Raw genomic sequence first — 23,548 nt, 5'->3', positions numbered from 1 at the left:
GGAATCAGAGAACAAGCATGTCGATCTTCCTCACCAAGGACTCCAAGGTCATCGTCCAGGGCATCACCGGCGGCGAGGGCACCAAGCACACCGCGCTGATGCTCAAGGCCGGGACCAACATCGTCGGCGGCGTGAACGCGCGCAAGGCCGGCACGACCGTCACCCACGGCGACGTCGAGCTGCCCGTCTTCGGCACCGTCAAGGAGGCCATCGAGGCCACCGGTGCCGACGTCTCCATCGCGTTCGTCCCGCCCGCCTTCTCGAAGGACGCCGTCATCGAGGCGATCGACGCCGAGATCGGCCTCCTCGTCGTCATCACCGAGGGCATCCCGGTGCAGGACTCGGCCGAGTTCTGGGCGTACGCGCAGGAGAAGGGGAACAAGACCCGCATCATCGGCCCGAACTGCCCCGGCATCATCACGCCGGGCGAGTCGCTCGTGGGCATCACCCCCGCGACGATCACGGGCAAGGGCCCCATCGGCCTCGTCTCGAAGTCGGGCACCCTGACCTACCAGATGATGTACGAGCTGCGCGACCTCGGCTTCTCGACCGCCATCGGCATCGGCGGCGACCCGATCATCGGCACGACGCACATCGATGCGCTCGCCGCGTTCGAGGCCGACCCCGAGACCAAGGCGATCGTCATGATCGGCGAGATCGGCGGCGACGCCGAGGAGCGCGCGGCCGACTTCATCAAGGCGAACGTCACCAAGCCGGTCGTCGGCTACGTGGCGGGCTTCACGGCTCCCGAGGGCAAGACGATGGGCCACGCCGGCGCCATCGTCTCGGGCTCCGCGGGCACCGCGCAGGCCAAGAAGGAGGCCCTCGAGGCCGCGGGCGTGAAGGTCGGCAAGACGCCGTCCGAGACCGCCGCGCTGCTGCGCGAGGTCTACGCGTCGCTGTAGCCACTGGCGCATCCGAACGGGCGGGATCCGCTGCTCCGGCAGCGATCCCGCCCGTTCGCGCGTTCCGGGGTACCGTCGCGGTGTGACCCGCAGACTCGGCCTCGACTTCCTCACCTTCGTCCCGTATCCGGAGGGCCCCGAGCAGCCCGGCGACGCCGCGCGCAGCCTGGAGGACGGGCTCGCCCTCTTCGAGCTCGCCGAGGAGCTGGGCTACGGCACCGGCTGGGTGCGGGTGCGCCACTTCGAGCGCTTCCTGGCCTCGCCGATGACCTTCTTCGCGGCCGCCTCGCAGCGCACGCGGCGCCTCCGCCTGGGCACCGCCGTCATCGGCGCGCGCTACGAGGCGCCGATCCGCCTCGCCGAGGACGCGGCGACCGTCGACCTGCTGTCGGGCGGCCGCCTCGATCTGGGGGTGAGCAGCGGATTCGCGCACCTCGCGTCGGTCTTCGACGGGGTCTTCGGGCAGGGCGAGGGCGAGTTCCGCGCCGAGGCTCAGGAGCGGATCCGCCGGCTGCGCGAGGCCCTCTCGGGCGAGGTGCTCGGGATCGCGGAGTCGGCGCTGATGTCGGTGCCGGTCGGCGATCCGCTCATCCAGCATCCGCACGCCCCGGGACTCGCGGACCGGATCTGGTACGGCGCCGGCACCGTCTCCTCCGCGGTGCGCGCCGGCGAGCAGGGCATGCACCTGCAGGTCTCCACCCTCAACACGGAGGAGACCGGTCTGCCGTTCGCCGAGCAGCAGGCGGTGCAGATCCGCGCCTACCGCGAGGCGTTCCGCGCCGCGCATCCCGAGCGGACCTCGCGCGTCACCGCGGGCCGCATCGTGCTGCCGCTCCTGGACGACGCCGACGAGCGGGCCCATCGCGCCTTCATCGACGGCTACCTCGCGCGGATGAACGACGACGGCACACCGCGCACGGCCGACCGCTCGATCATCGCGGCTCCCATGCGCTTCAGCCCGCTGCACCTCGGCTCGCCGGAGGAGATCGTCGCGTCGCTCGCCGCCGATCCGGCCCTCGCGGAGGCGGACTCGCTGACGCTGACGCTCCCCGCGGTGGGAGGGGTGGAGTCGCACCGCCGGATCCTGCGGACGGTGGCCGAGCGGATCGCACCCGAGCTGGGCTGGGCACCCGAGCGCTAGCCGGCGGGACGCCTCCGCTCGAGCAGGACCTGCACCGGCCGCTGCAGCAGCAGGACCAGCAGCCACCAGAGCGAGGGCGCCGCCATCGCGAGCGCGAACGCGAGCACCAGCAGACCGAACGGCACGAGCGCCCGGCGCAGGGGCGCTCCGGCGACGCCCTCCCGCAGCAGCTCCGGGCGTCGCTCCAGGTGCCTCTCGATCAGCACGAGCGCGCCGCTCATCACGACCATGGTCCCGACGTAGAGGCCGATCGTCCCGCGGGAGTCGGGGAGCAGCGCGATCACGCCCGTGGCGAAGGGGAAGAACGCCACGGCGGCGAGCCAGAGCAGATCGAGCCAGGCCAGCGGGCCGTCGTAGTCGTCGGCACGCTCGAAGACGCGGTGGTGGGGGATCCAGAACACGGCGATCAGGACGAACGACAGAGCGAAGGCGAGCACCTGGTCGAGGTGGTCGTCGAGGAGCGCCGCCACGCCTCCTCCGCCCTCGGCGATCTCCGGAGCGAGCTGCACGAGCGGCAGCACCAGGAGGGTGATGGCGATCGCGACGGTCGCGTCCGAGAAGTTGACGAGGCGGTCCAGTCCCCGAGGGGTGCGGACGGGACGGGCAGAGGCCCGAGGACGCCTGCGCCTCGCCCATCGGTCCAGCGGCTCCAGGAGCAGGAGCAGCAGCAGCCAGAGCATGTTCACCGCGGGCACTGCCACCGCGAGGACGAGCGCGACGCCGAGCAGCCCGAGGACGATCAGCGGGCGGGACAGCGGCTGCGGGGCTCCGGCGCCGAGCGCGGGGTCCCGGCGCAGCAGCAGCCGCATGCCGAGGGTGGCGGCGCTCGCCGCGATGACCACTCCGATGTAGAGGGCGAAGACGGACGGATCGTCGGTGAACACGGTCGAGAGCAGGTTCGCCGCGAACGGCAGGAGGACGATCGCCGCGAGCCAGACGAAGTTCACCGCGACGAGCGCGGGGGAGTAGCCGCGCACCTCCTCGAAGACCGCGTGCTGCACCAGCCACAGGCGTCCGATGACCGCGAAGGTCACGACGAACGCCGCCAGCGTGCCGGAGTGGTCCGCGAGCAGCGGGCCGAGGTCGCCGTACCCGCCCTCCTCGACGACGTCGACGAGCGGCAGCACCAGGAACGTGATCGCGATCGCCGTGACGGCGTCGCTGAAGTTCACGAGCCTGTCCAGGCCGCGCTCGGTCCGCTCCGCCGGTGTCCTCGTCACGAGTCGACAGTAGGGCGTGGCGGCGCGCGCGGCAGGAGGGCGGGAGGCCGCGCGCCGCGCCGCGACCGGACGCGGACCCGCCGGTAGGCTCGTCGCGCCTATGAACCGGATCACCGTCGCCCTCCTCGCCGCCTTCGACGCCGCGCTCTCGGCTCTCCTGGGCATCGCGATCACGCTCGTCCCGCTCACCGTCCTCTGGGCGGTGCAGTACGACACGGCCGTCGACTGGGCCGTGTTCTGGCGCCTCGCGGCCGACGCCTGGCTGATGGGCCACGGTGCCGACCTGCGGGCGAGCCTCGCCCCCGACTCGGCGCTCGCTCTGGGGCTGCCCGGCGGCACGGACGCCTTCACCGTCACGATCGCGCCCCTCGCCTTCGCGCTGCTCGCGATCCTCCTCGGCGCCCGCACCGGTCGACGGGCGCAGGAGTCGCCGTTCCGCTTCATCGGGTTCACCGCGGCGATCGCCACCTACTTCGCCATCGCGTTCCTGGTGACGCTCGGGTCCGCCACGGAGTCGGCGACGATCGCCCCCGTGCAGGGTGCCGTCCTGCCGCCGCTCGTGTTCGGTCTCGGTGTCGCGATCGGGGCGGTCCTCCACTCCGCCCGCAGCGGAGAGAGGGACCGGCTCGGCGAGCTGGTCTCGGACGCGGCGGCCCGGCTGCCGGAGCCCGCGCTCCCGCTCGTGCTCACGTCGCTGCGAGCCGGAGCGCTGGCGGCAGCCGGCGTCGTCGGCGCTGCCGCGGTGCTCGTCGCCGTGCTCCTCGTCGTCGGGTACACCTCGGTCGTCGCGCTCTACGAGGGTCTGGGCTCGGAGGCGCTCGGCGGGCTCGTGCTGACGCTGGGGCAGCTGGCCTTCGTGCCCGACCTCGTGATCTGGGCGGCGAGCTGGCTGATCGGGCCGGGCTTCGCCCTCGGCGCGGGCTCGTCGGTCGGACCGGCCGGGACCCTGCTCGGGCCCGTGCCGTCGATCCCGTTCCTCGGAGCCCTGCCGCAGGGCGACCTGCCGTTCGGGTTCCTCGGACTCCTCGTCCCGATCCTCGCCGGGTTCCTCGCGGGCTGGCGGGTCCGCCGCCCGCTGATCGAGGCGCTCGACGGCCGCTCGCTCCTGCGCTGGGGCGCGGTCGCGGCGGCCGGCACCGGAGTGGTCGGGGGCGTCGTCCTCGGGCTGCTCGCCTGGGCGGCGGCGGGCTCCGCCGGGCCGGGGCGGCTCGCGGTCGTGGGGCCGGATCCGCTCGTCGTCGGCGCGATCGCCGCGCTGGAACTGGCCCTCGCCGCCGGGCTCGGTCTCGCCGCGGGCAGGCCCCCGCGCGACTGAGCGCGGTGGTCCGGGGCGGAGGCCTCCCCCTAGACTTGCGCAGTGCTGAAGCTCGTCGTACTGATCTCCGGCGGCGGTTCCAACCTCCGCGCCCTCCTGGAGGCGACCCGGGACGACCGCTTCCCGGCGCGCGTGGTCGCCGTCGGCAGCGACACCGACGCCGAGGGGCTGCGGCACGCGGAGGCGTTCGACGTCCCCTCCTTCACCGTCACCCCGCACGCCTTCGCCTCCCGCGATGCGTGGGGCGAGGAGCTGCTCGCGAGCATCCGCGAGTGGGAGCCCGACCTCGTGGTCTGCGCGGGATTCATGCGGATCCTGCCTCCCGTCGTCGTCGACGCCCTCAGCCCGCGGATGATCAACACCCACCCCGCCCTGCTCCCGCTGTTCCCCGGTGCCCACGCCGTGCGCGACGCGCTCGCGGCCGGCGCGACCGAGACCGGCGTCACCGTGCACGTGATCGACACCGGAGTCGACACCGGCCCGGTGATCGCCCAGGAGAGCCTCGCCGTGCTCCCCGGCGAGAGCGAGCACGCTCTGCACGAGCGCATCAAGACCATCGAGCGTCGCCTGCTGGTGCAGACGGTGCTCGACATCGCCCACGGAACCGTCGATCTCGAGGAGCTCGCCCGAGCATGAGCATCACCGCCCACGACCCCAGCAGCTACGACGACCGCGACGTCGTCCCCGTCCGCCGAGCGCTGATCTCGGTCAGCGACAAGACCGGGCTCCTCGAGCTCGCGGCGGCGCTCGCCGCCTCCGGTGTCGAGCTCGTCTCGACCGGATCGACGGCCGCGACGATCCGCGACGCGGGCCACGAGGTGACCGACGTCTCCTCCGTCACCGGCTTCCCGGAGTCGCTCGACGGCCGCGTGAAGACGCTGCACCCCGCCGTGCACGCCGGCATCCTCGCCGACCTCCGCCTCGCCTCGCACCGTGAGCAGCTCGAGCAGCTCGACATCGCCGCGTTCGAGCTCGTCGTCGTCAACCTGTACCCGTTCCGCGAGACGGTCGCCGGCGGAGCGGACCCCGCGACCGTCGTCGAGAACATCGACATCGGCGGACCCGCGCTCGTCCGCGCGTCGGCGAAGAACCACGCGAACGTGGCGATCGTCGTCGACCCGGCCGACTACTCCGGAGTCGTCGCCGCCCTGGCCGACGGCGGCACCACCCTCGCCGCCCGCCGCACCCTCGCGGCCCGCGCCTTCGCGCACACCGCCTCGTACGACTCCGCCGTCGCCGCTTGGTTCGCCGGGCAGGAGGGCGACGGATCGGAGTTCGGCGGCGCCGTCGAGATCCGCGGCACACTGAAGCAGGTCCTCCGCTACGGCGAGAACTCGCACCAGAAGGCCGCGCTCTACGTGTCGCCCGACGGCACCGGCATCGCCCAGGCCGAGCAGCTGCACGGCAAGGAGATGTCGTACAACAACTTCGTCGACGCCGACGCGGCCGTCCGCGCGGCCTACGACTTCGTGCTCCCCGCCGTCGCGATCATCAAGCACGCGAACCCCTGCGGCATCGCGATCGCGAGCACGAAGGCCCTCGACCCCATCGCCTCCGCGCACCGCCGGGCCCACGAGTGCGACCCGGTGTCGGCCTTCGGAGGCGTCATCGCCGCGAACCGCCCCGTCACCCTCGCCATGGCCGAGACGGTCAAGGAGATCTTCACCGAGGTGCTGGTCGCCCCCGCCTTCGAGCCCGAAGCGCTCGAGGTGCTCAAGACCAAGAAGAACCTGCGGCTGCTGCAGCTCCCCTCCTTCTACGCGCCGGTCGAGACCGAGTTCAAGCAGATCTCGGGCGGCGTCCTCATCCAGGAGCCCGACCGCTTCACGGGAGGCCCGGGCGAGGTCAGCTCCGGCTGGGAGCTCGTCGCCGGCGAGCCCGCCGACGCCGACACGCTCCTCGACCTCGAGTTCGCCTGGAAGGCCTGCCGCGCCGTGAAGTCCAACGCGATCCTCCTCGCCAAGGGCGGCGCCTCCGTCGGCGTCGGCATGGGCCAGGTCAACCGCGTCGACTCCTGCCACCTCGCCGTCACCCGCGCCGGCGACCGCGCCCCCGGCTCCGTCGCCGCCTCCGACGCCTTCTTCCCCTTCGCCGACGGCCTCGAGGTCCTCCTCGCCGCCGGCGTGAAGGCCGTCGTCCAGCCCGGCGGCTCCGTCCGCGACGCCGAGGTCATCGACGCGGCGAAGCGCGCGGGGATCACGATGTACACGACGGGGGAGCGGCACTTCTTCCACTGAGCGCTTCGCGCTCAGTGGGTGCTTTTCTCCACGCCGCTCCTCGCGCGGCGTGGCGCGGTCGGCTTCGCGACGGGGTGCGTTCCAGGGAGCGGGGAGCGTCGCCCGCCGCGGGAATCGCTTGGCACGCGATTCCCGCTGAGCGGGCTCGCCCTTCGGGCATCGACCCATCCAGGACTCGGAGCCTGCCGGGAGTCGGGGTGTGCCTCGCCCTGCGGGCGTCGAGTTTCCGTGTTCTCGCCCTGTGGGCGTCGAGCTGACGTGTGCCTCGCTCCGAGGGCGCCGGGTTCCTCAACGCCCGGCTTCGAGGGTGTCGGGTGCTGCGGCGGCGGACGGTGCTGTCGAGCAGTGAGTGGTCGCGATCCGGGCGCAGGTCGGTGGGTGGGGGGCGTATCGCGTCCAGGCGGAGGCGGGGGCGAGGGCGACTGGTCGTGAAGCGGTGCTCGGGCGGGGGCGGGGGCCCGGCGCGCGCCCAGTCCTGAGGCACGGGCAGGACGGTGCTTCGTGCGGCAGTCGCGGCGGCGCGCCTGAGAGGTGTCGAGGGGGCGGACGGGGAGGGGCGGAGGAGAGCGCGTAGGGTCGGCGGGTGCCTACCGACTCGACGCCCGACACCGTGAACGCCCCCACGCTCGGACGGAGGGTGTTGCCGGCGATCGCGGCGGCGGCGGCGACAGCGGTCGCGGCGCACACAGCGAATCTGCTCGCGTTCTTCGTCGGCAACCAGCTGCAGCCCTCGTCGCTGGCGCAGGTGAACGCCTACTTCCTGCTCTCGACCGTCCTGGCCTTCGTGGTGCTGGCGGTCCTGGCGGTCGCCGGACTGCTCGCGCGGCGGTGGACCGCGGCGATCGCGGGACTGCTCGCGGGAGTGGTCGGCGCTCTCTCCGGCACGCTCGTGCAGGCGTCCGCGAGCGGCGCTCCGATCGACGGGACCGTCTGGATGTCGATCCTGGCGACGCTGGGCGGTCTGAACCTCCTCTTCCTGGTGGCGTTCACCGTCGCGGCCGCCACGCTCGGCCGCCGGATCGCCCTGTCGCTGGCGCCCGTCCGCGAGGAGCGGGAGGCGCCCGCGCGCCGCATCGCGATCATCCGCCTGCCGACCCCGAACCTCGGCGACGGAGAGCTCACGCACCTCGAGCGCGTCCCCGTCGACCAGGTGGCCGCCGAGGCGCAGTACGAGGAGTACGTCGACGCCCTCGAGGACGCGGGGTGGGAGATCGTCCAGGCCGCGTTCGCGCCGGAGCACCCCGACTCCGTCTTCGTCGAGGACGCGGTGGTCGTGTTCGGCTCGCACGCCGTCCTCGCCCGCTCGGGTGCCGAGTCGCGCCGGGGCGAGAGCGCCGGTGCCGAGGAGGCGGCGCGCGCGCTCGACCTCACCGTGCACCGCCTGGAGGCGCCCGCCACCCTCGACGGCGGCGACGTGCTCAAGATCGGCCGCACCGTCTACGTGGGCCGCGGCGGTCGGACGAACGCCGAGGGAGTCGCGGCGCTGCGCTCGATCCTCCGCCCGCTGGGATGGACGGTGGTCGCGGTGCCGCTCACGAAAGCGCTGCACCTCAAGAGCGCGGTCACGGCTCTGCCGGACGGCACGGTCATCGGCTGGGAGCCCGTCGTCGACGAGCCGCGGCTCTTCCCCTCCTTCCTGCCGATGCCGGAGGAGCCCGGCGCGCACGTCGTCGTGCTCGACGACGACACTCTGCTGATGGCGGCCTCGGCGCCCCGCAGCGCCGAGCTCCTCCGCGGGCTCGGCTACACCGTCGTCGCGGTCGACATCTCGGAGTTCGAGAAGCTGGAGGGCTGCGTGACCTGCCTCTCTGTGCGCGTGCGCTGAGACGGCGTGGAGCGGCGGCCCGGTGCGGGGAGCGGGCCGACGCGCCGAGGACGCCATCCCGCGACAGCGTCCCCCGGCCCGGGTGGACACCTCCGCGAGACCGGGTATAGCCTGCAAGGCTGCCCGGAGCCGGACTCCGCGGCACTCGTCCTCTCCGGCGCCCGACAGCGCCCTCCGCTCCTCGCCGCGAAAGCACTCCTGTGTCCGCACCCTCCTCCCCGTCCGCACCGTCGTCCCCGACAGCCCAACGCCCCAGCACGCTGACAGTGCTGCTGCGCCTGCTGCCGTTCGTCGGCGACACCCTGCCGCGCCTCAGCCTCGGCATCGTGGTCGCCCTCGTGGCGAGCCTCGTCTCGCTGGCCATCCCGATCGTCCTCCAGCGACTCGTCGACGGGCCGCTCACCGAGGGAGCGAGTTCCGGTGATCTCGGGCCGCTGATCGGACCCGTGCTGCTGGTCCTCGGACTCGGCGTGCTCGAGGCGGTCGCGATCGCTCTCCGCCGCCGGATGGTGCTGACCCCGAGCACGCGGGTCGAGGCCCGGATGCGCGCCGCGCTCTACCAGCGCCTGCAGGACCTGCCCGTCTCGTTCCACGACCGCTGGCAGAGCGGCCAGCTGCTGTCCCGCGCCGTGAGCGACCTGAGCCTCATCCGCCGCTGGATCGCCTTCGGCTTCGTGCTGCTGGTCGTGAACGCCCTGACGATCCTCGTCGGCTTCGGCGTGCTGGTGTACTGGAACCCGATCCTCGGCGTCCTCTTCATCGTCTGCTCGATCCCCGTCTGGATCTACGGCTTCCTCTTCGAGAAGCGCTACTCGAGCATCGCCCGTCGCAGCCAGGACCAGGCCGGCGATCTCGCGACCACCGTCGAGCAGTCGGTGCACGGCATCCGCGTGCTGAAGGCGTTCGGCCGCGGCAAGCACGCCCTCGAGGGCTTCGCCGATCAGGCGGAGCTGCTGCGCGGCACCGAGATCGCGAAGGCCAAGGCGATCGCGGGGATCTGGTTGATCCTCCTGCTCGTGCCCGATGTGGCGTTCGCGCTGTGCCTGCTCGGCGGAGTGTTCCTCGCCGCCGACGGCCAGCTGAGCGTCGGCGAGCTGTTCGCCTTCTTCGCCACCGCCACGGTGCTGCGCTGGCCGGTGGAGTCGATCGGGTTCCTCCTGTCGATGACCTTCGACACGCGCACCGCCGTCGACCGCTACTTCGAGGTGATGGACAGCCGCAACACGATCACCGACCCGGAGGCGCCCGAGACGATCGCCCGGCCGCGCGGCCGGGTCGTGTTCCGCGACGTCCACTTCCGCTACCAGGACGCACCCGACAGCACCGCCGAACTGCTCGACGGCGTCGACCTCGAGGTCGAGCCGGGCGAGACGATGGCCCTGGTCGGAGTGACGGGGTCGGGCAAGACGACGCTGACCGCGCTCCTTCCCCGCCTCTACGACGTGACCGCCGGCTCGATCGAGATCGACGGAGTGGACGTGCGCCGCTTGCGCCGCGAGGAGCTCCGCTCGCACGTGGGCATGGCCTTCGAGGACGCCACGCTCTTCTCGACGTCCGTCCGCGAGAACGTGCTCCTCGGGCGTCCCGAGGCGAGCGAGGAGGAGCTGCTCGAGGCGCTCGAGATCGCCCAGGCCGACTTCGTGCACTCCCTCCCCGACGGCCTCGACACCACGGTCGGCGAGGAGGGGATGAGCCTCTCCGGCGGGCAGCGGCAGAGGCTGGCCCTCGCCCGGGCGATCGCCGCGCGGCCGTCGGTGCTGGTGCTCGACGACCCGCTGTCGGCGCTCGACGTCGACACCGAGGCCCGGGTCGAGGCGGGCCTGCGCCGCGTCCTCGGCGACACGACCGCCCTGATCGTCGCCCACCGTCCGTCCACGGTCGCGCTCGCCGACCGCGTCGCGCTCCTCGAGGAGGGGCGCGTCACCGCCGTCGGCACCCACAGCGAGCTGCTGGCGACGAGCCCCCACTACCGCTTCGTCGTCTCGAGCCTCGAGGAGGACGAGCAGTCCAGGGCGCCCGGCGCCGAGCGCGTCGGCTCCCGGCCCGCCCCGATCGATCAGGAGAGCACCTTATGAGCACGCTCGGCTCCCTCGAGGAGCGCGACGACCTCACGCGCGCCGAGTCCGCGGCGATGCGCCGCCGCTCGCTGCGACTCCTCGGGTCGCTGCTGCGGCCGCTGCGGGTGCGCCTCATCCTGACGGCGGTGGTGGTCGTGATCTCCACCGCGGCGCAGGTCGCCGGACCGGCACTGATCGCTGCCGGGATCGACAACGGCCTGCCCGCGGTGCTCGACGGCGATGCGACTCCGCTGCTGCTCGCCGTCGGGGCGTACATCCTCACCGGGCTCACCGGCGCCCTCCTGGTCGCCTGGTACACGGTGCTGTCGGCGCGGGTGAGCCAGGCGATCCTCCTGGACCTCCGCAAGCGCGTGTTCCTGCACACGCAGCGGCTCAGCCTCGAGTTCCACGAGAACTACACCTCGGGCCGCATCATCTCGCGGCAGACGAGCGACCTCGACTCGATCCGCGAGCTGCTCGACTCGGGCATCAACCAGCTCGTCCAGGGCGCGCTCTACATGGGCTTCGTGGCGATCGCGCTCGTCTCGCTCGACCCGCCGAGCGGTCTCGTGCTCGCCTGCGCACTCGTCCCTCTGGCGATCCTGACCCGCTGGTTCCAGAAGCGGTCGCAGGCGCTGTTCCGCGGCACCCGCGTCGCGTCGTCGCGGCTGATCGTGCAGTTCGTCGAGACGATGACCGGCATCCGCGCCGTGCAGGCCTTCCGCACCGAGACGCGCAACGAGTCGGTGTTCGGCGAGCTCGTCGAGCGCTACCGCGTCACCTACAAGCGCGTGTTCGCGCTCTTCGGGACCTTCGATCCCGGCCTCGTGCTGATCGGCAACGTGACCGTCGCGGTCGTCCTGCTGCTGGGCGGCATCCGCGTGCTCGACGGCGGGCTCGAGATCGGGGCCCTGCTCGCGGTCCTGCTCTACACGCGCCGCTTCTTCGACCCGATGGAGGAGATGGCGATGTTCTACAACTCCTACCAGTCGGCCGCCGCGGCCCTCGAGAAGATCTCGGGCGTGCTGGCGGAGGAGCCGAGCGTGCCGGATCCCGCGCGACCGGTCGACCTCTACGAGGCACGGGGGCGCATCGGGTTCGAGGGCGTGCGCTTCGCGTACACGGCCGATCGGGAGATCCTGCCGCGCTTCGACCTCGACATTCCCGCCGGGCAGACGATCGCCCTCGTCGGATCGACCGGTGCGGGCAAGTCGACCCTGGCGAAGCTGCTCTCGCGCTTCTACGACCCGACCGACGGAGTGGTGACCCTCGACGGCGTCGACCTGCGGCAGCTGCACCCGAAGGACCTCCGCCGCGCAATCGTGATGGTGACGCAGGAGGCGTACCTCTTCTCGGGCTCCGTCGCCGACAACATCGCGATCGGCCGGCCCTCGGCCACCTACGACGAGATCGTGGGCGCTGCGAAGGCGGTCGGGGCGCACGAGTTCATCGTGTCGCTGCCGGACGGCTACGACACCGACGTGAACAAGCGCGGCGGCCGCGTCTCGGCCGGGCAGCGCCAGCTGATCTCGTTCGCGCGCGCGTTCCTCGCGGACCCGGCTGTGCTCATCCTCGACGAGGCGACGTCCTCGCTCGACATCCCGAGCGAGCGGCTCGTGCAGCAGGGTCTGCAGACGCTGCTCGCCGATCGGACCGCGGTGATCATCGCGCACCGGCTGTCGACGGTCGCGATCGCCGACCGGGTGCTGGTGATGGAGCACGGGCGCATCGTCGAGGACGGGACTCCCGCCGACCTGATCGCCGGGGAGGGCCGCTTCGCCGTGCTGCACGCCGCCTGGCGGGACTCGCTGGTCTAGGGGCCGGCGGGCTCATGGGTCCAGGCGTCGGCGGGCGGACCGGTCCAGCGAGCGGTCCGCACGTCGACGCGGTAGCCGCTCGGCGTCTCGACCAGCGGGGTGCCCTCCCGCTCGTACTCCGCCCGGGCGCGGTCCTCGTGGCCGACCGGAGGGGCGCCGCCGGAACGGACGACGCGCCACCACGCGGTGTCGGAGCCGTATCGGGCCATCACGGTGCCGACCGCCCGGGCGGCACGGGTCCCGAGGACCGCGGCGACGTCTCCGTAGGCCATCACGTGCCCGCGAGGGATCGACTCGACGACGGCCAGCACGGCCGTGACGAAGTCGGGTGCGCCTCCGGCTCCTGGGTCGATCCGGTCGGACGATCCGTCCCGGAGGTCCCGAGGGGTCAGAGCTTCAGAGCCCCGATGTTCTCGCCGTACGGGGTCTCGCCGACGACCTCGAAGCCGACCCAGCGGAAGAACTGGTCGGGACCGTCCTCGCCGGACTCCCAGATCACGGTGAGGGTGTCGAAGCCCCGGCTGCGCGCCTCGTCGGCGGCGGCGCGGACGGCGAAGGTGCCGACTCCGCGGCCCTGCTTCGCCGCGTCGATGTTGATGCGCCAGATGCAGCTGCGGAACTCCTCCGCGGCGTTCTCATCGAAGTGCGCGTGGAGGAATCCGACGAGCTCGTCGCCGTCGAGGATCGCGCGCTGCCAGGCGGCTCCGGGATCGATCACGGCCGCGGCGGCGGAGTAGGAGACGGGCGCGACGAACTGCTCCTGGCCGGGTTTGAGGCTCAGGCCGTTGACGGCGGAGATGTTCGAGGCCGACAGCTCTTCCAGACGCAGTGCACTCATGCGGTCAATCTAGCGGGCCGGTCGGCGGGCGGCATCCTCCCGGCGGACGACGCATCGCCCGGCGACCCGGCCGCTCCCCGGAACTCTCTCGACGTCGAGACAGTTGGCCCCTCGGGTAAGCTGGTTGAGGCCGTGTGACGCGGCCGAGAGCCGCCCGTCCCGCGCAGAGGCGGGGCGCTTCACGAGACCATGGGAGAGCAATGTCCAAGATCAAGGTTGAGGGAACCGTCGTCGAGCTCGACGGCGACGAGATGACGCGGATCATCTGGCAGAAGATCAAGGACACCCTCATCCACCCGTACCTCGACGTGAATCTCGAGTACTACGACCTCGGCATGGAGCACCGCGACGCGACCGACGACCAGGTCACGATCGACGCGGCGCACGCCATCCAGAAGCACGGCGTGGGCGTCAAGTGCGCGACCATCACGCCCGACGAGGCGCGGGTCGAGGAGTTCGGCCTGAAGAAGATGTGGAAGTCGCCCAACGGCACGATCCGCAACATCCTCGGCGGCGTGATCTTCCGCGAGCCGATCATCATCTCGAACATCCCGCGCCTCGTGCCGGGCTGGAACAAGCCGATCATCATCGGCCGCCACGCCTTCGGCGACCAGTACCGCGCCACGGACTTCGTCTTCAAGGGGAAGGGCACGCTCACCGTCGAGTTCACCCCCGAGGACGGCTCCGAGCCGATGAAGTTCGAGGTCTACAAGGCGCCCGACGACGGCATCGCGCAGGTCCAGTACAACCAGGACGCGTCGATCCGCGACTTCGCGCGCTCGTCGCTGAACTACGGGCTGACCCGCAACTACCCGGTCTACCTCTCGACGAAGAACACGATCCTGAAGGCCTACGACGGCCGCTTCAAGGACATCTTCGAGGAGATCTTCCAGACCGAGTTCAAGGAGCGCTTCGACGCTGCCGGCCTGACCTACGAGCACCGCCTCATCGACGACATGGTCGCCTCGGCCATGAAGTGGGAGGGCGGCTACGTCTGGGCCTGCAAGAACTACGACGGCGACGTGCAGTCCGACACCGTGGCGCAGGGCTTCGGCTCGCTGGGCCTCATGACCTCGGTCCTCTCGACGCCCGACGGCTCCGTCGTCGAGGCCGAGGCGGCGCACGGCACGGTCACGCGCCACTACCGCCAGCACCAGGCGGGCAAGCCCACCTCGACGAACCCGATCGCCTCGATCTACGCCTGGACGCGCGGCCTCGCGCACCGCGGCAAGCTCGACGGCAACCAGGAGCTCATCGACTTCTCGCTCGCGCTCGAGGACGTCGTCATCAAGACGGTCGAGTCCGGCAAGATGACGAAGGACCTCGCGTTGCTCGTCGGCCCCGACCAGGGCTGGCAGACGACGGAGGAGTTCCTCGCGACGCTCGACGAGAACCTCAAGGCGCGCATGTCGGCGTAGCCCGCCTCCGGCTCGCAGAGCACGCTTCGGCCCGCAGGATCCTCGGATCCCGCGGGCCGACCGCGTTCCCGGGGTCCGGAGGTGCTCAGAGCACGCGGGCGAGCCGATCCAGAGCCGCCATCGCGTCCGGCCCCGAGGGCATGAGCACGACGCTCGCGGCGCCGGCGTCGTGGAGCTGCGCGATCCGCGCACGGGCAGCCGAGGGGGTGCCGACGACCGCCAGCTGGTCGACCCACTCGTCGGGCAGGTCACGGACGAAGGCGGCGCGGTCCGCGCTCCGCTCGCGCAGGGCGCGGAACTCGGCCGCGAAGGGCAGCGGGTCGATGTGCGGCGCCCAGTCCGGCTCGCCGATCCACTCGAGGCCGGGGCGGACGAGGTCGCGCGCCGCCGAGGCGTCGTCGTCGACCGCGGCCACGTTGTAGGCGACCACGCGGCCCCCCGTGCCGAGGTGCCCGCGGGCGGTGGCGAGGTACTCCGGAGTGACCGGCTCGGCGAGCACGACGCCGTCGGCGATGCGGCCGGCCAGCTCGAGCGAGCGGGGTCCGCGGACGCCGGCGAGCAGCGGCGGGAGCACCGTCGGCGGGGTCTCGAGACGAAGCGAGTCGACCGCGACGTAGCGGCCGTCGCGCGTCGTCTCCTCGCCCGAGAGCAGGGAGCGGACGGCGTCGAACTGCTCCTCGAGGAGCGTGAGGGGGCTGGCCGGCCAGATGCGCAGGCCGCGCATCCAGTGCGGCATGCCGTGCCCGATGCCGGCGTGCACGCGGCCGGGGAACAGCTCGGCGAGCGTGCCGAGCTCCATCGCGGTGAACGCGGCGGCGCGGGCGGCGGCGGGCAGGATGCCGATGCCCACGACGATCCGCTCGGTCGCGGCGAGGACGGCCGCGGCCTGGGCGATGCCGCCGCGGAAGCCGAGGTCCTCGACGACCCAGAGCTCGTCGAAGCCCGCGGCCTCGGCGCGGCGGGCGTAGGGGAGGACCTGCGAGGCGGGGAGGTCGCGGGGGAGCAGGAGTCCGACGGCGGCGTCGGGAGTCGTGGCGCGCATGCTGAAAGCGTACGGCGGCGCCGCCGCACGTGACGGCGGGGCGGCCGCTCGCGCGCGCCGCCCCGCCGGAGGGTCCGAGCTACTCCGAGTGCGCCTCGCTCAGCTGCACCTGCTCGGGGTGCGAGGTCGAGACGACCTCGATCTTGCGGGAGCGCGCCTTCTCGGACACGGGGATCGTGACCGAGAGCACGCCGTTGTCGTACGACGCCGAGATGCGCTCGGTGTCGACGCCCTGGCCCAGGCTCAGCTGGCGCACGAAGGTGGCCGACTGGCGCTCCCGGGTGATCCAGGTGACTCCGTCCCCGCTCGCGACGGTGCGCTGGGCGCGGATCGTGAGCAGCTGCCCGTCGACGTCCACATCGACGGATCCGGGGTCGATGCCCGGCAGGTCGGCGGTGAGCACGTAGTGGTCGCCGTCGCGGTACAGGTCGATCGGCATGCGGCGGGGGCCCTGGCCCGAGCCGAAGAGGGCGGAGGCGAAGCGGTCGAGCTCGCGGACGGGGTCGTAGGTGACGGCCATGGGAATCACTCCATTCGGTCTGGCAACGGATGAGTCTCGAGTTGAGCCGACTCGACTCAACTGCCTCGAATTTAGCACTCGACCCCGGAGAGTGCCAACGGGAGGCGTTACCCTTTCAGGTACTTCGTTACCTGTTCGTAACAGAGCCCGGCAATCGAGTTCGTAGGGTCGTTTCTATGCGGGAACCGATCCGGTTCCCAGCGACTGCGAGTAGAGGACATCGTTTGCCGATCCAGCCCTTCCACCCACCGAGAGTCCGACGCGCGGAGAGGCGGATCCTCGCGGGTCTGGCCGTCCTCGGCGTCGCCGCCTCCGCTGCCTTCGCCGCCACGGGCGCCAGCGCCGCCCCCGTGATCGGGAGCGCCTCCCTCGTCGGCGGCCTCTCGTCGCTGCAGAGCTTCGACGACGGCGACTACGTCGTCACCCTCGTCGAGCCGTCCGCCGCGACCTACGAGGGCACCGACGCCCGCTTCGCCCGCACCGCACCCGACGCCGGGGCGCAGCTGCAGGCCCGCTCCGCTCCGGTGGAGGACTACGCCGAGCACCTGGAGAAGCGCCAGGACGCCGTCGCCGCCGCGGTCGACGCGCGGATCGGCTACCACTACACGGTCGCCCTCAACGGCTTCTCCGCCACCCTCACCGCCGCGCAGGCGAGCGTCCTCGCGAACCGCAAGGACGTCGCGCAGGTGCGCGAGATCGAGGACCTCACCCTCGACCGGGCTCGCGGAGCCGCTCAGACCGCTCCGCTGGTCACGGCGGAGCCGGGCGCCGGCACTCCCGTGCCCGACACCGGGCAGCAGCGCTCGACCGACTTCCTCGGCCTCGAGGGCGAGGACGGCGTCTGGAACGCGGTCGGCGGCGTCGACGCCGCGGGAGCGGGCATCGTCGTCGGTGTCATCGACTCCGGCATCGCGCCCGAGAACCCCTCGTTCGACGGACCACCCCTGGCCACGTCGCCGGGAGCCGCGCCGTACACGGACGGCGAGACCATCACCTATCGCAAGTCCGACGGCGGCGAGTTCGTCGGAGCGTGCGAGACCGGCTCCGACTCCTCCCAGCAGTGGGACGGCGACGAGTGCAGCCAGAAGCTGATCGGCGCACGCTGGTTCCTCGGCGACTCCGAGAAGGTCGGCTCGGACGACAACCCCGAGTTCCTGTCTCCGCGCGACGCCGACGGGCACGGCTCGCACACCGCGAGCACCGCCGCCGGCAACGCGGACGTCGAGGCGAGCGTCGACGGCTACGACTACGGCACCATCTCGGGCGTCGCTCCGGCGGCGAAGGTCGCGGCCTACAAGGTCTGCTGGAACGGCGACGTCGAGGGCACGGACGACGACGACTTCTGCTCCGGCCCCGGCATCCTCGGCGCGATCGAAGCGGCCGTGACGGACGGAGTCGACGTGATCAACTTCTCGATCGGCGGCGGCTCGGCGACCTCCACGCTCACCCTCTACGACGAGGCGTTCCTGAACGCCGCGGCCGCGGGCGTCTTCGTGGCGGCCTCGGCGGGCAACTCCGGCCCCGACGCCTCGACCCTCGACCACGCCTCGCCGTGGTACACCACGGTCGCAGCGTCCTCGATCCCGTCGTACACGGCGACCGCCGCCCTGGGTGACGGTCAGGCGTTCGTCGGCGGCTCCATCTCGGTCCACGAGGACCTGGAGGCTCCGCTGGTGAACAGCGCCGACGTCGTGCGCTCGGGCGCCGAGACGCCCGAGATCTGCGCGCCCGGCACGCTGGATCCCGACAAGGTGAAGGGCGCCGTCGTGGCCTGCACCGCGGGCACCACCGCGCGCGTCTCCAAGTCGGCCGAGGTCGAGCGGGCCGGCGGCGTCGGCATGCTGCTGCTGAACCCGACCCCCAACGCGCTGCACGTCGACGACCACTCGGTCCCGTCCATCCAGATCGACTCCCAGGCCTACGAGGCGATCACCGAGTACGCCTCCACCGACGGCGCGACCGTCGAGCTCAGCGAGGGCAACCTCACGGGCGCCGAGATCCCCGTCCCGCAGGTCGCCGGCTTCTCGTCGCGCGGCCCGGCCGAGGCCGACGGCACCGACGTGCTCAAGCCCGACCTCACGGCTCCCGGAGTCGCGATCCTCGCCGACTCCTTCAACGAGGAGGGCGACGACCCGGCCTTCGCGTTCGAGTCGGGGACCTCGATGTCCTCGCCGCACGTGGCGGGCCTCGCGGCGCTGATCCTCGGCGCCTCTCCGACCGCCTCCCCGTCGGCCGTGAAGTCGGCCATGATGACGACCGCGTACGACAGCGTCGACCAGGCGGGGAACCCCTCCACCGACGTCTTCGCGCAGGGCGCCGGACACGTCGACCCGACCGCGTTCCTCGACCCGGGACTCCTCTACGAGAGCGGCCCGACCGACTGGATCGCGTTCCTCAAGGGCGCGGGCTACGTGTTCGACCCCGACTTCGCGGTCGACGCCATCGACCCGTCCGACCTGAACCAGCCCTCGATCGCCATCGGCTCGCTCGCGGGGACGCAGACGGTCACGCGCACGGTCACCGCGACCGGTCCCGGCGTGTACACCGCCTCGATCGACGTGCCCGGGATCGATGCCGTCGTCTCGCCCCAGACCCTGACCTTCGGGGCGGCGGGCGAGAGCGCCGAGTACACGGTCACCTTCACGACCGAGGACGCCGGGCTCGCCGAGTTCGCGACGGGCTACCTCACCTGGACGAGCGCCGAGCACGAGGTGCGCAGCCCCGTGGCCGTGCGCCCGGTGCTGCTCGACGCGCCCTTCGAGGTCTCCGGCTCCGGTTCGACCGGATCCACGACCGCCACGATCACGCCCGGCATCGACGGCGCGCTGCCGCTCTCGCCGAGCGGACTCGCCCGGGGAGTGCTGGCAGAGGACGAGTCGGCCGAGGACGGCCACTCGGGCGTCCTGCCCGCGGGGGAGACGTTCGTGACGAGCGTCGAGGTGCCCGAGGGTGCGACCTTCGCGCGCTTCGACCTCGACGCGATCGACGACACGTCCGACCTGGACCTGTACGTCGAGCTGCTGGACGCCGACGGGGAGCCCGTGGGCGAGGCCGTCTCGGCCACCGCCTCGGCCGACGAGCGGGTCGACCTCGACTCGCCGGACGCGGGCACCTACCGGGTGACCGCCGACATCTACGCGGTCGGATCCGACGACACCGTCGCCTTCGACCTGCGCAGCTTCGTCGTCACCGAGGAGGGCGGCCTCGGCTCGCTCACGACCGAGCCCGAGACCGTGGACGCCGTGCTCGGCGAGCCCACGTCGTACTCGGTCTCGTGGTCGGACCTGGCGGGCCCCGCGCAGTACCTCGGGCGCATCGCCTATGCGGACTCGGGACTCGCGACGCTCGTGAGCGTCGACGTGACCGAGGACGTCTCGCCCGGACCGCAGCCGACCGCGACGCCCACGGCCGAGCCGACCGCGACCCCGACCGCGACGCCCGCGCCGACCGGTGCACCGGAGCCGACCGCGACTCCGACCGCCGGACCGACCGCCGGCCCCGCGCCGACGTCGTCGCCGACCTCCGGACCGGGCCTGCCCGGCACCGGCGGACCGGGTCACCTGCCCTCGACGGGCTTCCAGGGAGGGCTCCTCGGAGCCGCCGCGCTGGCGCTGATCGGCGCCGGAGCGGTCATCACCGGAGTCCGACGCCGCGCCGTGACGCTGCGTGAGGAGACCGCGGCGGAGTAGCCGCTCCGCTCGACACGACGGCCGTCCTGATCGCTCCTCCGGGAGCGGCGGGGCGGCCGTCCGTCGTCGGTGGCGCTGCCGGGAGATCGAGCGCCGTCTCCGGCGCTGCTACGAGATCGAGCGGCGCCCGGCGATGACGCCCGAGACGATCGCGACGACGCCGAACGCGATCGCGACGACCGGCTGCCCGAGATCGAGCCAGGCGAGCGCCGCGGCTCCGAAGACGAGGAGCTCGATCAGGGAGCGGCCGTAGACGTCGATCGCGAGGACGGCGCGCGGCGAGAGGAAGAGCGCCCAGACGAGAGCGGCGAGAACGGGAGCGCCGATGCCGACGACGATGTTCAGTGGCACGTCGAAGCCACTGAAGCCCCAGAGGCCGAACGTGATCAGCGCGAACAGCTCGAGCACGAAGCGCACGACGGCGTTCGGGCCGATCCGGGGGTCGCGGTCCGCTGCGGTCGCTCTCGCTGAATTCACGCCGACCATGCTAACCGGCCCGCCCCCGGCGGAGTCCGAGAGTCTGTTGCTCTCCCGGAAAGTCTCTGCAAGACTTTCCACCATGGAAAACGACGACATCCTCCGCGAGCTGTCCGCCGACCGCGCCCGTCTGGCCGACCGCGTCCGCACCCCCTGGTGGCTCGCAGTCGGCTTCGGCCTGGTCGCCGCACTCTTCGTGGTGCGCCCCGCCGCCGGCGAGGACCTGCCCGGCGGGATCCTGCCCGCGCTCGCCCTCGGCGCCGTGCTGCTCTGGGCCTACCGTCGCGCGACCGGCGTCGCGCTCGGACGCCTCGGCGCGATGCCGTGTCTGCTCACCGGCGCGGCACTCGTCCTGGTGCTCGCGCTCTACAGCGTCGCCCTCGGGTTCGCCTCGTTCGATCTGCACGGCTGGGTGGCCCTGCCGACGGCGGTGGCGTTCGCGGTCGGAGTCGGCGCCACCTCCGCCTTCACCGCCTCGGCTCGCGAACGGATGCGCCGTGTCCGCTGACGCGCGGTTCGACGAGGTCATCCACGCGCCGCTCCGGCTGCGCATCTGCGGTCTGCTGCGGGCCGGCGACGGGGTCGACTTCGGCGTCCTGCGCGACACTCTCGGAGTGAGCGACGCGACGCTCTCGAAGCACCTGAAGGTCCTCGCCGACGCCGGCTTCACGAGCAGTCTCAAGAGTTCGTCCTCCGCCCGGAGTGACTCGCGGCGCGTGACGTGGGTGTCGCTGACCCGACCCGGAGCCGCCGCGTTCGACTCGCACGTCCGGGCCCTCCGAGCCATCACCCTGGGGGAGTGACGCCTCCGCCGTCGCCCGTGCTTCCTATGCTCTCGACGCGAGAGTATTCTCGTGATCATGACACCTCCGCTCCCGCCGACGGCGTTCTGGATCCTCACCGTGCTGTCGCGGGGGAGGAGGCACGGCTACGCGATCCTGGCTGAGGCCCGCGAGCTCTCGTCGGGAGACGCGGTGCTGAAGGTGCCGACGCTCTACTCCGCCCTCGAGCGTCTCGCGGCAGACGGCCTCGTGGCGGTCGACGGCGAGGAGGTGTCGGACGGACGGCTGCGGCGGTTCTTCCGGCTGACCGGCGCCGGGGCCGCAGCCCTCGCCGCAGAACTCGGCCGCCTCGAGACGATGGTCGAGCAGGCGCGGGCGGGTCTGTCCGAGCGACCCGAGGGAGTGACGGCATGAACCCCGAACAGAGGTACCGCCTCCTCCTCCGCTGGTACCCGGAAGACTGGCGACGCGAGCACGGCGACGTGGTGCTCGGGATGCTCCTCGACGACGCGGAGGCCCACGGCCGCGAGCGCCCCGCTCGTGGTGAGGCTCTGCACCTGGTGATCGACGGCATCGCGCATCACTCCTGGCGTCGGAGCGACCGTCGGAGGACGACGGCCGCAGCACTCGTCGTCGCGGCGGTGCTCGCCCTCCTCTACGCGGTCACGGTCACGTGGAGCGACGGCCGCGTCGCCGAGGGCTTCCTCGGCCCCTTCTCGAATCCGACGGTCCTCGTCGCGGCGGGTCTCGTGGTCGCCGCCGGTCTGGCCGTGACGGGGCGGACGGCAGCGGCTCGCCTCCTGGCACTCGCCTGCGTCGTCGGCCTCGTGGTCCTCGTCGCGGCGGCGACGACGAACGGGTGGATGGGACCCGGTGCACCGGTCCTCGCTGTCCTCGCTCCGCCCGCACTGTGCGGCGCGTTCCCGTCCCGCGGCGTCGCCGGCGTAGCACGGGACACGGTCGCGGCCCTCGTCCTCGCCGCAGCTCTGGTCCTTGCAGGGGCCGCAGCGAGCTACTCGGTCGTGATCGTCGCGATGGTGGCCCCGGAGCTCGTGCTCTCCTTCGTCGCCCCGGACCAGCGTGCCGTCGAGCTCGCGGTCCTGGCCGTCCTCGCGATCCCCCTGGCGCTCGCCGCGAGGCTGCCGCTGCGCCGGACCGCGCCCGCCGTATCGGCAGCGGCCGCGGGCGTCGCTACTTGAAGATGATCGTGCGCGCCCCGTCGAGCAGCACGCGGTCCTCCGCGAACCACTTGACCGCCTGGGTGAGGGTGCGGCTCTCCTCGTCCTGACCGATCGCGACGAGCTGCGCGGGGGAGTGCGAGTGGTCGACGCGCACGACGTTCTGCTCGATGATCGGACCCTCGTCGAGGTCGCTCGTCACGAAGTGGGCGGTCGCGCCGATCAGCTTCACGCCGCGCGCGTGCGCCTGCTTGTAGGGGTTCGCGCCCTTGAAGCCGGGCAGGAACGAATGATGGATGTTGATGGCGCGGCCGGCCAGGCGCGCGCAGAGCTCGGGGGAGAGGATCTGCATGTAGCGCGCGAGCACGACGAGCTCGATGTCGTGCTGCTCGACGACCTCGACGACCCGCTCCTCGAACTCCCGCTTCGACTCCGGCGACACGACCGGGCGCGACTCGAACGGCACTCCGTAGAACTCCGCGAGATCGCGCAGCACTCCGTGGTTCGACAGGATCAGCGGCACGTCCACGGCCAGCTGACCGGCGCGCTGGCGGAACAGCAGGTCGTTGACGCAGTGCGCCGCCGTCGAGGCCAGCACCAGGGTCCGGAGGGGCCGCCCGACGACGTCCAGCCGCCAGGTCATCCCGTAGTGCTCGGTGATGGGCTGGAGCGCCCGTTCGAACTCCTCGCGGGTCACCGGCGACTCGACCTGCAGGCGCATGAAGAAGCGGCCGGTGTCGGCGCTCGAGAACTGCTGGCTCTCGGTGATGTTGCCGCGCGCGTGCACGACCGCGCCCGAGACGGCGTGGACGATGCCGGGCAGGTCCGGGCACGCGAACGTGAGGGTCCAGTGGTTGCCGGGACCTCCGTCGCCGACCCCGGTGAACTCGGTGCCGGTGGGCACGGGCCGGTCGGAGGCGGGCGCTGCGGGGTCGGACTGCATCCGCCCAGGATAACGGCCGGGAGCCGCCTGTCCTGGACCCCTCCCCGCGCCCGCGGGTAGGCTGGCAGCGGTCGTCGGCACTCCCCGCGGCCCCGGGCGCGCACGACGGCGCGCAGCCGATCCTCCGCCCTCGGGCCGCCACCG

21 protein-coding genes are annotated in these 23,548 nt (G+C 72.3%); 14 read left to right on the top strand and 7 right to left on the bottom strand.

Annotation, left to right across the window (positions count from 1 at the left end; translation table 11 throughout):
- The first annotated feature begins 17 nt into the window (after window positions 1–17).
- Both sucD and LRG51_RS06675 read left to right on the top strand, forming a co-directional pair.
- The gene (gene sucD, locus LRG51_RS06680; protein WP_055787509.1) at window positions 18–905 is read left to right on the top strand and encodes a succinate--CoA ligase subunit alpha; all 888 of its coding nucleotides are present in this window, start codon (window positions 18–20) and stop codon (window positions 903–905) included.
- Window positions 906–987: 82 nt separating this feature from the next.
- Window positions 988–2,046, top strand: coding sequence for an LLM class flavin-dependent oxidoreductase (locus LRG51_RS06675; RefSeq protein ID WP_230671823.1), 1,059 nt, complete (start codon window positions 988–990; stop codon window positions 2,044–2,046).
- On the opposite strand, the gene LRG51_RS06670 is transcribed toward LRG51_RS06675, so the two are convergent.
- The gene (locus LRG51_RS06670) at window positions 2,043–3,266 is read right to left on the bottom strand and encodes a TMEM175 family protein (protein WP_082480995.1); all 1,224 of its coding nucleotides are present in this window, start codon (window positions 3,264–3,266) and stop codon (window positions 2,043–2,045) included. The genes LRG51_RS06675 and LRG51_RS06670 overlap by 4 nt on opposite strands.
- A gap of 100 nt (window positions 3,267–3,366) precedes the next feature.
- Here LRG51_RS06670 and LRG51_RS06665 point away from each other — a divergent pair, with 100 nt between their 5' ends.
- The 6 genes from LRG51_RS06665 (at window position 3,367) to LRG51_RS06640 (ending at window position 12,517) form a co-directional block, all read left to right on the top strand.
- Window positions 3,367–4,581, top strand: coding sequence for a cell division protein PerM (locus tag LRG51_RS06665; RefSeq protein ID WP_055787515.1), 1,215 nt, complete (start codon window positions 3,367–3,369; stop codon window positions 4,579–4,581).
- Between the two features lie 42 nt (window positions 4,582–4,623).
- Complete coding sequence (gene purN, locus LRG51_RS06660; RefSeq protein ID WP_055787518.1) at window positions 4,624–5,217, top strand: phosphoribosylglycinamide formyltransferase; 594 nt, start codon at window positions 4,624–4,626, stop codon at window positions 5,215–5,217.
- On the top strand, window positions 5,214–6,818 hold the full coding sequence (gene purH / locus LRG51_RS06655; RefSeq protein WP_055787521.1) for a bifunctional phosphoribosylaminoimidazolecarboxamide formyltransferase/IMP cyclohydrolase: 1,605 nt from the start codon (window positions 5,214–5,216) through the stop codon (window positions 6,816–6,818). Before purN ends, purH begins: the two co-directional genes overlap by 4 nt.
- Before the next feature lie 583 nt (window positions 6,819–7,401).
- A complete protein-coding gene (ddaH, locus tag LRG51_RS19585) occupies window positions 7,402–8,643 on the top strand; it encodes a dimethylargininase (protein ID WP_329958724.1) in 1,242 nt (413 codons plus the stop codon).
- Window positions 8,644–8,909: 266 nt separating this feature from the next.
- Window positions 8,910–10,718 carry an ABC transporter ATP-binding protein gene (locus LRG51_RS06645; protein WP_442966657.1) on the top strand — a complete coding sequence of 603 codons (1,809 nt, stop codon included), beginning with the start codon at window positions 8,910–8,912 and terminating at the stop codon, window positions 10,716–10,718.
- A complete protein-coding gene (locus LRG51_RS06640; protein WP_230671821.1) occupies window positions 10,715–12,517 on the top strand; it encodes an ABC transporter ATP-binding protein in 1,803 nt (600 codons plus the stop codon). The genes LRG51_RS06645 and LRG51_RS06640 overlap by 4 nt, the downstream gene beginning before the upstream one ends.
- On the opposite strand, the gene LRG51_RS06635 is transcribed toward LRG51_RS06640, so the two are convergent.
- Both LRG51_RS06635 and LRG51_RS06630 read right to left on the bottom strand, forming a co-directional pair.
- Window positions 12,514–12,828 carry an MGMT family protein gene (locus tag LRG51_RS06635; RefSeq protein ID WP_268966567.1) on the bottom strand — a complete coding sequence of 105 codons (315 nt, stop codon included), beginning with the start codon at window positions 12,826–12,828 and terminating at the stop codon, window positions 12,514–12,516. The genes LRG51_RS06640 and LRG51_RS06635 overlap by 4 nt on opposite strands.
- A gap of 77 nt (window positions 12,829–12,905) precedes the next feature.
- A complete protein-coding gene (locus LRG51_RS06630) occupies window positions 12,906–13,355 on the bottom strand; it encodes a GNAT family N-acetyltransferase (protein WP_055787533.1) in 450 nt (149 codons plus the stop codon).
- 200 nt (window positions 13,356–13,555) lie between these two features.
- On the opposite strand from LRG51_RS06630, the gene LRG51_RS06625 reads away from it, so the two are divergent.
- A complete protein-coding gene (locus LRG51_RS06625) occupies window positions 13,556–14,773 on the top strand; it encodes an NADP-dependent isocitrate dehydrogenase (protein WP_055787536.1) in 1,218 nt (405 codons plus the stop codon).
- A gap of 85 nt (window positions 14,774–14,858) precedes the next feature.
- Here LRG51_RS06625 and LRG51_RS06620 read toward each other — a convergent pair whose 3' ends face one another.
- Window positions 14,859–15,815, bottom strand: a complete 957-nt coding sequence (locus tag LRG51_RS06620; protein WP_230671819.1) for an LLM class flavin-dependent oxidoreductase — start codon at window positions 15,813–15,815, stop codon at window positions 14,859–14,861.
- Between the two features lie 79 nt (window positions 15,816–15,894).
- Window positions 15,895–16,335, bottom strand: coding sequence for an Hsp20/alpha crystallin family protein (locus LRG51_RS06615; RefSeq protein ID WP_056866559.1), 441 nt, complete (start codon window positions 16,333–16,335; stop codon window positions 15,895–15,897).
- A 224-nt stretch (window positions 16,336–16,559) separates the two neighbouring features.
- Here LRG51_RS06615 and LRG51_RS06610 point away from each other — a divergent pair, with 224 nt between their 5' ends.
- Window positions 16,560–20,024, top strand: a complete 3,465-nt coding sequence (locus tag LRG51_RS06610; protein ID WP_230671817.1) for a S8 family serine peptidase — start codon at window positions 16,560–16,562, stop codon at window positions 20,022–20,024.
- Between the two features lie 108 nt (window positions 20,025–20,132).
- Here the strand turns inward: LRG51_RS06610 and LRG51_RS06605 are convergent, their stop codons facing one another.
- Window positions 20,133–20,501, bottom strand: a complete 369-nt coding sequence (locus LRG51_RS06605; RefSeq protein WP_230671815.1) for a YrdB family protein — start codon at window positions 20,499–20,501, stop codon at window positions 20,133–20,135.
- An 82-nt stretch (window positions 20,502–20,583) separates the two neighbouring features.
- Here LRG51_RS06605 and LRG51_RS06600 point away from each other — a divergent pair, with 82 nt between their 5' ends.
- From LRG51_RS06600 to LRG51_RS06585, 4 genes are read left to right on the top strand one after another with little or no spacing between them, the layout of a single operon-like run.
- A complete protein-coding gene (locus LRG51_RS06600; RefSeq protein ID WP_230671813.1) occupies window positions 20,584–21,009 on the top strand; it encodes a hypothetical protein in 426 nt (141 codons plus the stop codon).
- A complete protein-coding gene (locus LRG51_RS06595) occupies window positions 20,999–21,304 on the top strand; it encodes a transcriptional regulator (RefSeq protein ID WP_055787560.1) in 306 nt (101 codons plus the stop codon). Before LRG51_RS06600 ends, LRG51_RS06595 begins: the two co-directional genes overlap by 11 nt.
- A 57-nt stretch (window positions 21,305–21,361) precedes the next feature.
- Window positions 21,362–21,697 (top strand): PadR family transcriptional regulator, encoded by a 336-nt coding sequence (locus tag LRG51_RS06590; protein ID WP_230671811.1) that lies wholly within the window; start codon window positions 21,362–21,364, stop codon window positions 21,695–21,697.
- Complete coding sequence (locus tag LRG51_RS06585) at window positions 21,694–22,482, top strand: hypothetical protein (protein WP_230671809.1); 789 nt, start codon at window positions 21,694–21,696, stop codon at window positions 22,480–22,482. The genes LRG51_RS06590 and LRG51_RS06585 overlap by 4 nt, the downstream gene beginning before the upstream one ends.
- Here LRG51_RS06585 and purU read toward each other — a convergent pair.
- On the bottom strand, window positions 22,475–23,404 hold the full coding sequence (purU, locus tag LRG51_RS06580) for a formyltetrahydrofolate deformylase (protein WP_082480998.1): 930 nt from the start codon (window positions 23,402–23,404) through the stop codon (window positions 22,475–22,477). The two genes, LRG51_RS06585 and purU, sit on opposite strands and share 8 nt — an antisense overlap.
- Between the last annotated feature and the right edge of the window lie 144 nt (window positions 23,405–23,548).

The sequence above is a fragment of the Rathayibacter sp. Leaf248 genome, from assembly GCF_920939495.1.
Classification (GTDB): Bacteria; Actinomycetota; Actinomycetes; order Actinomycetales; family Microbacteriaceae; genus Rathayibacter; species Rathayibacter caricis.
Note: the sequence above shows the minus strand (reverse complement) of the source record. Positions and strands in the feature narration are given on the sequence as shown.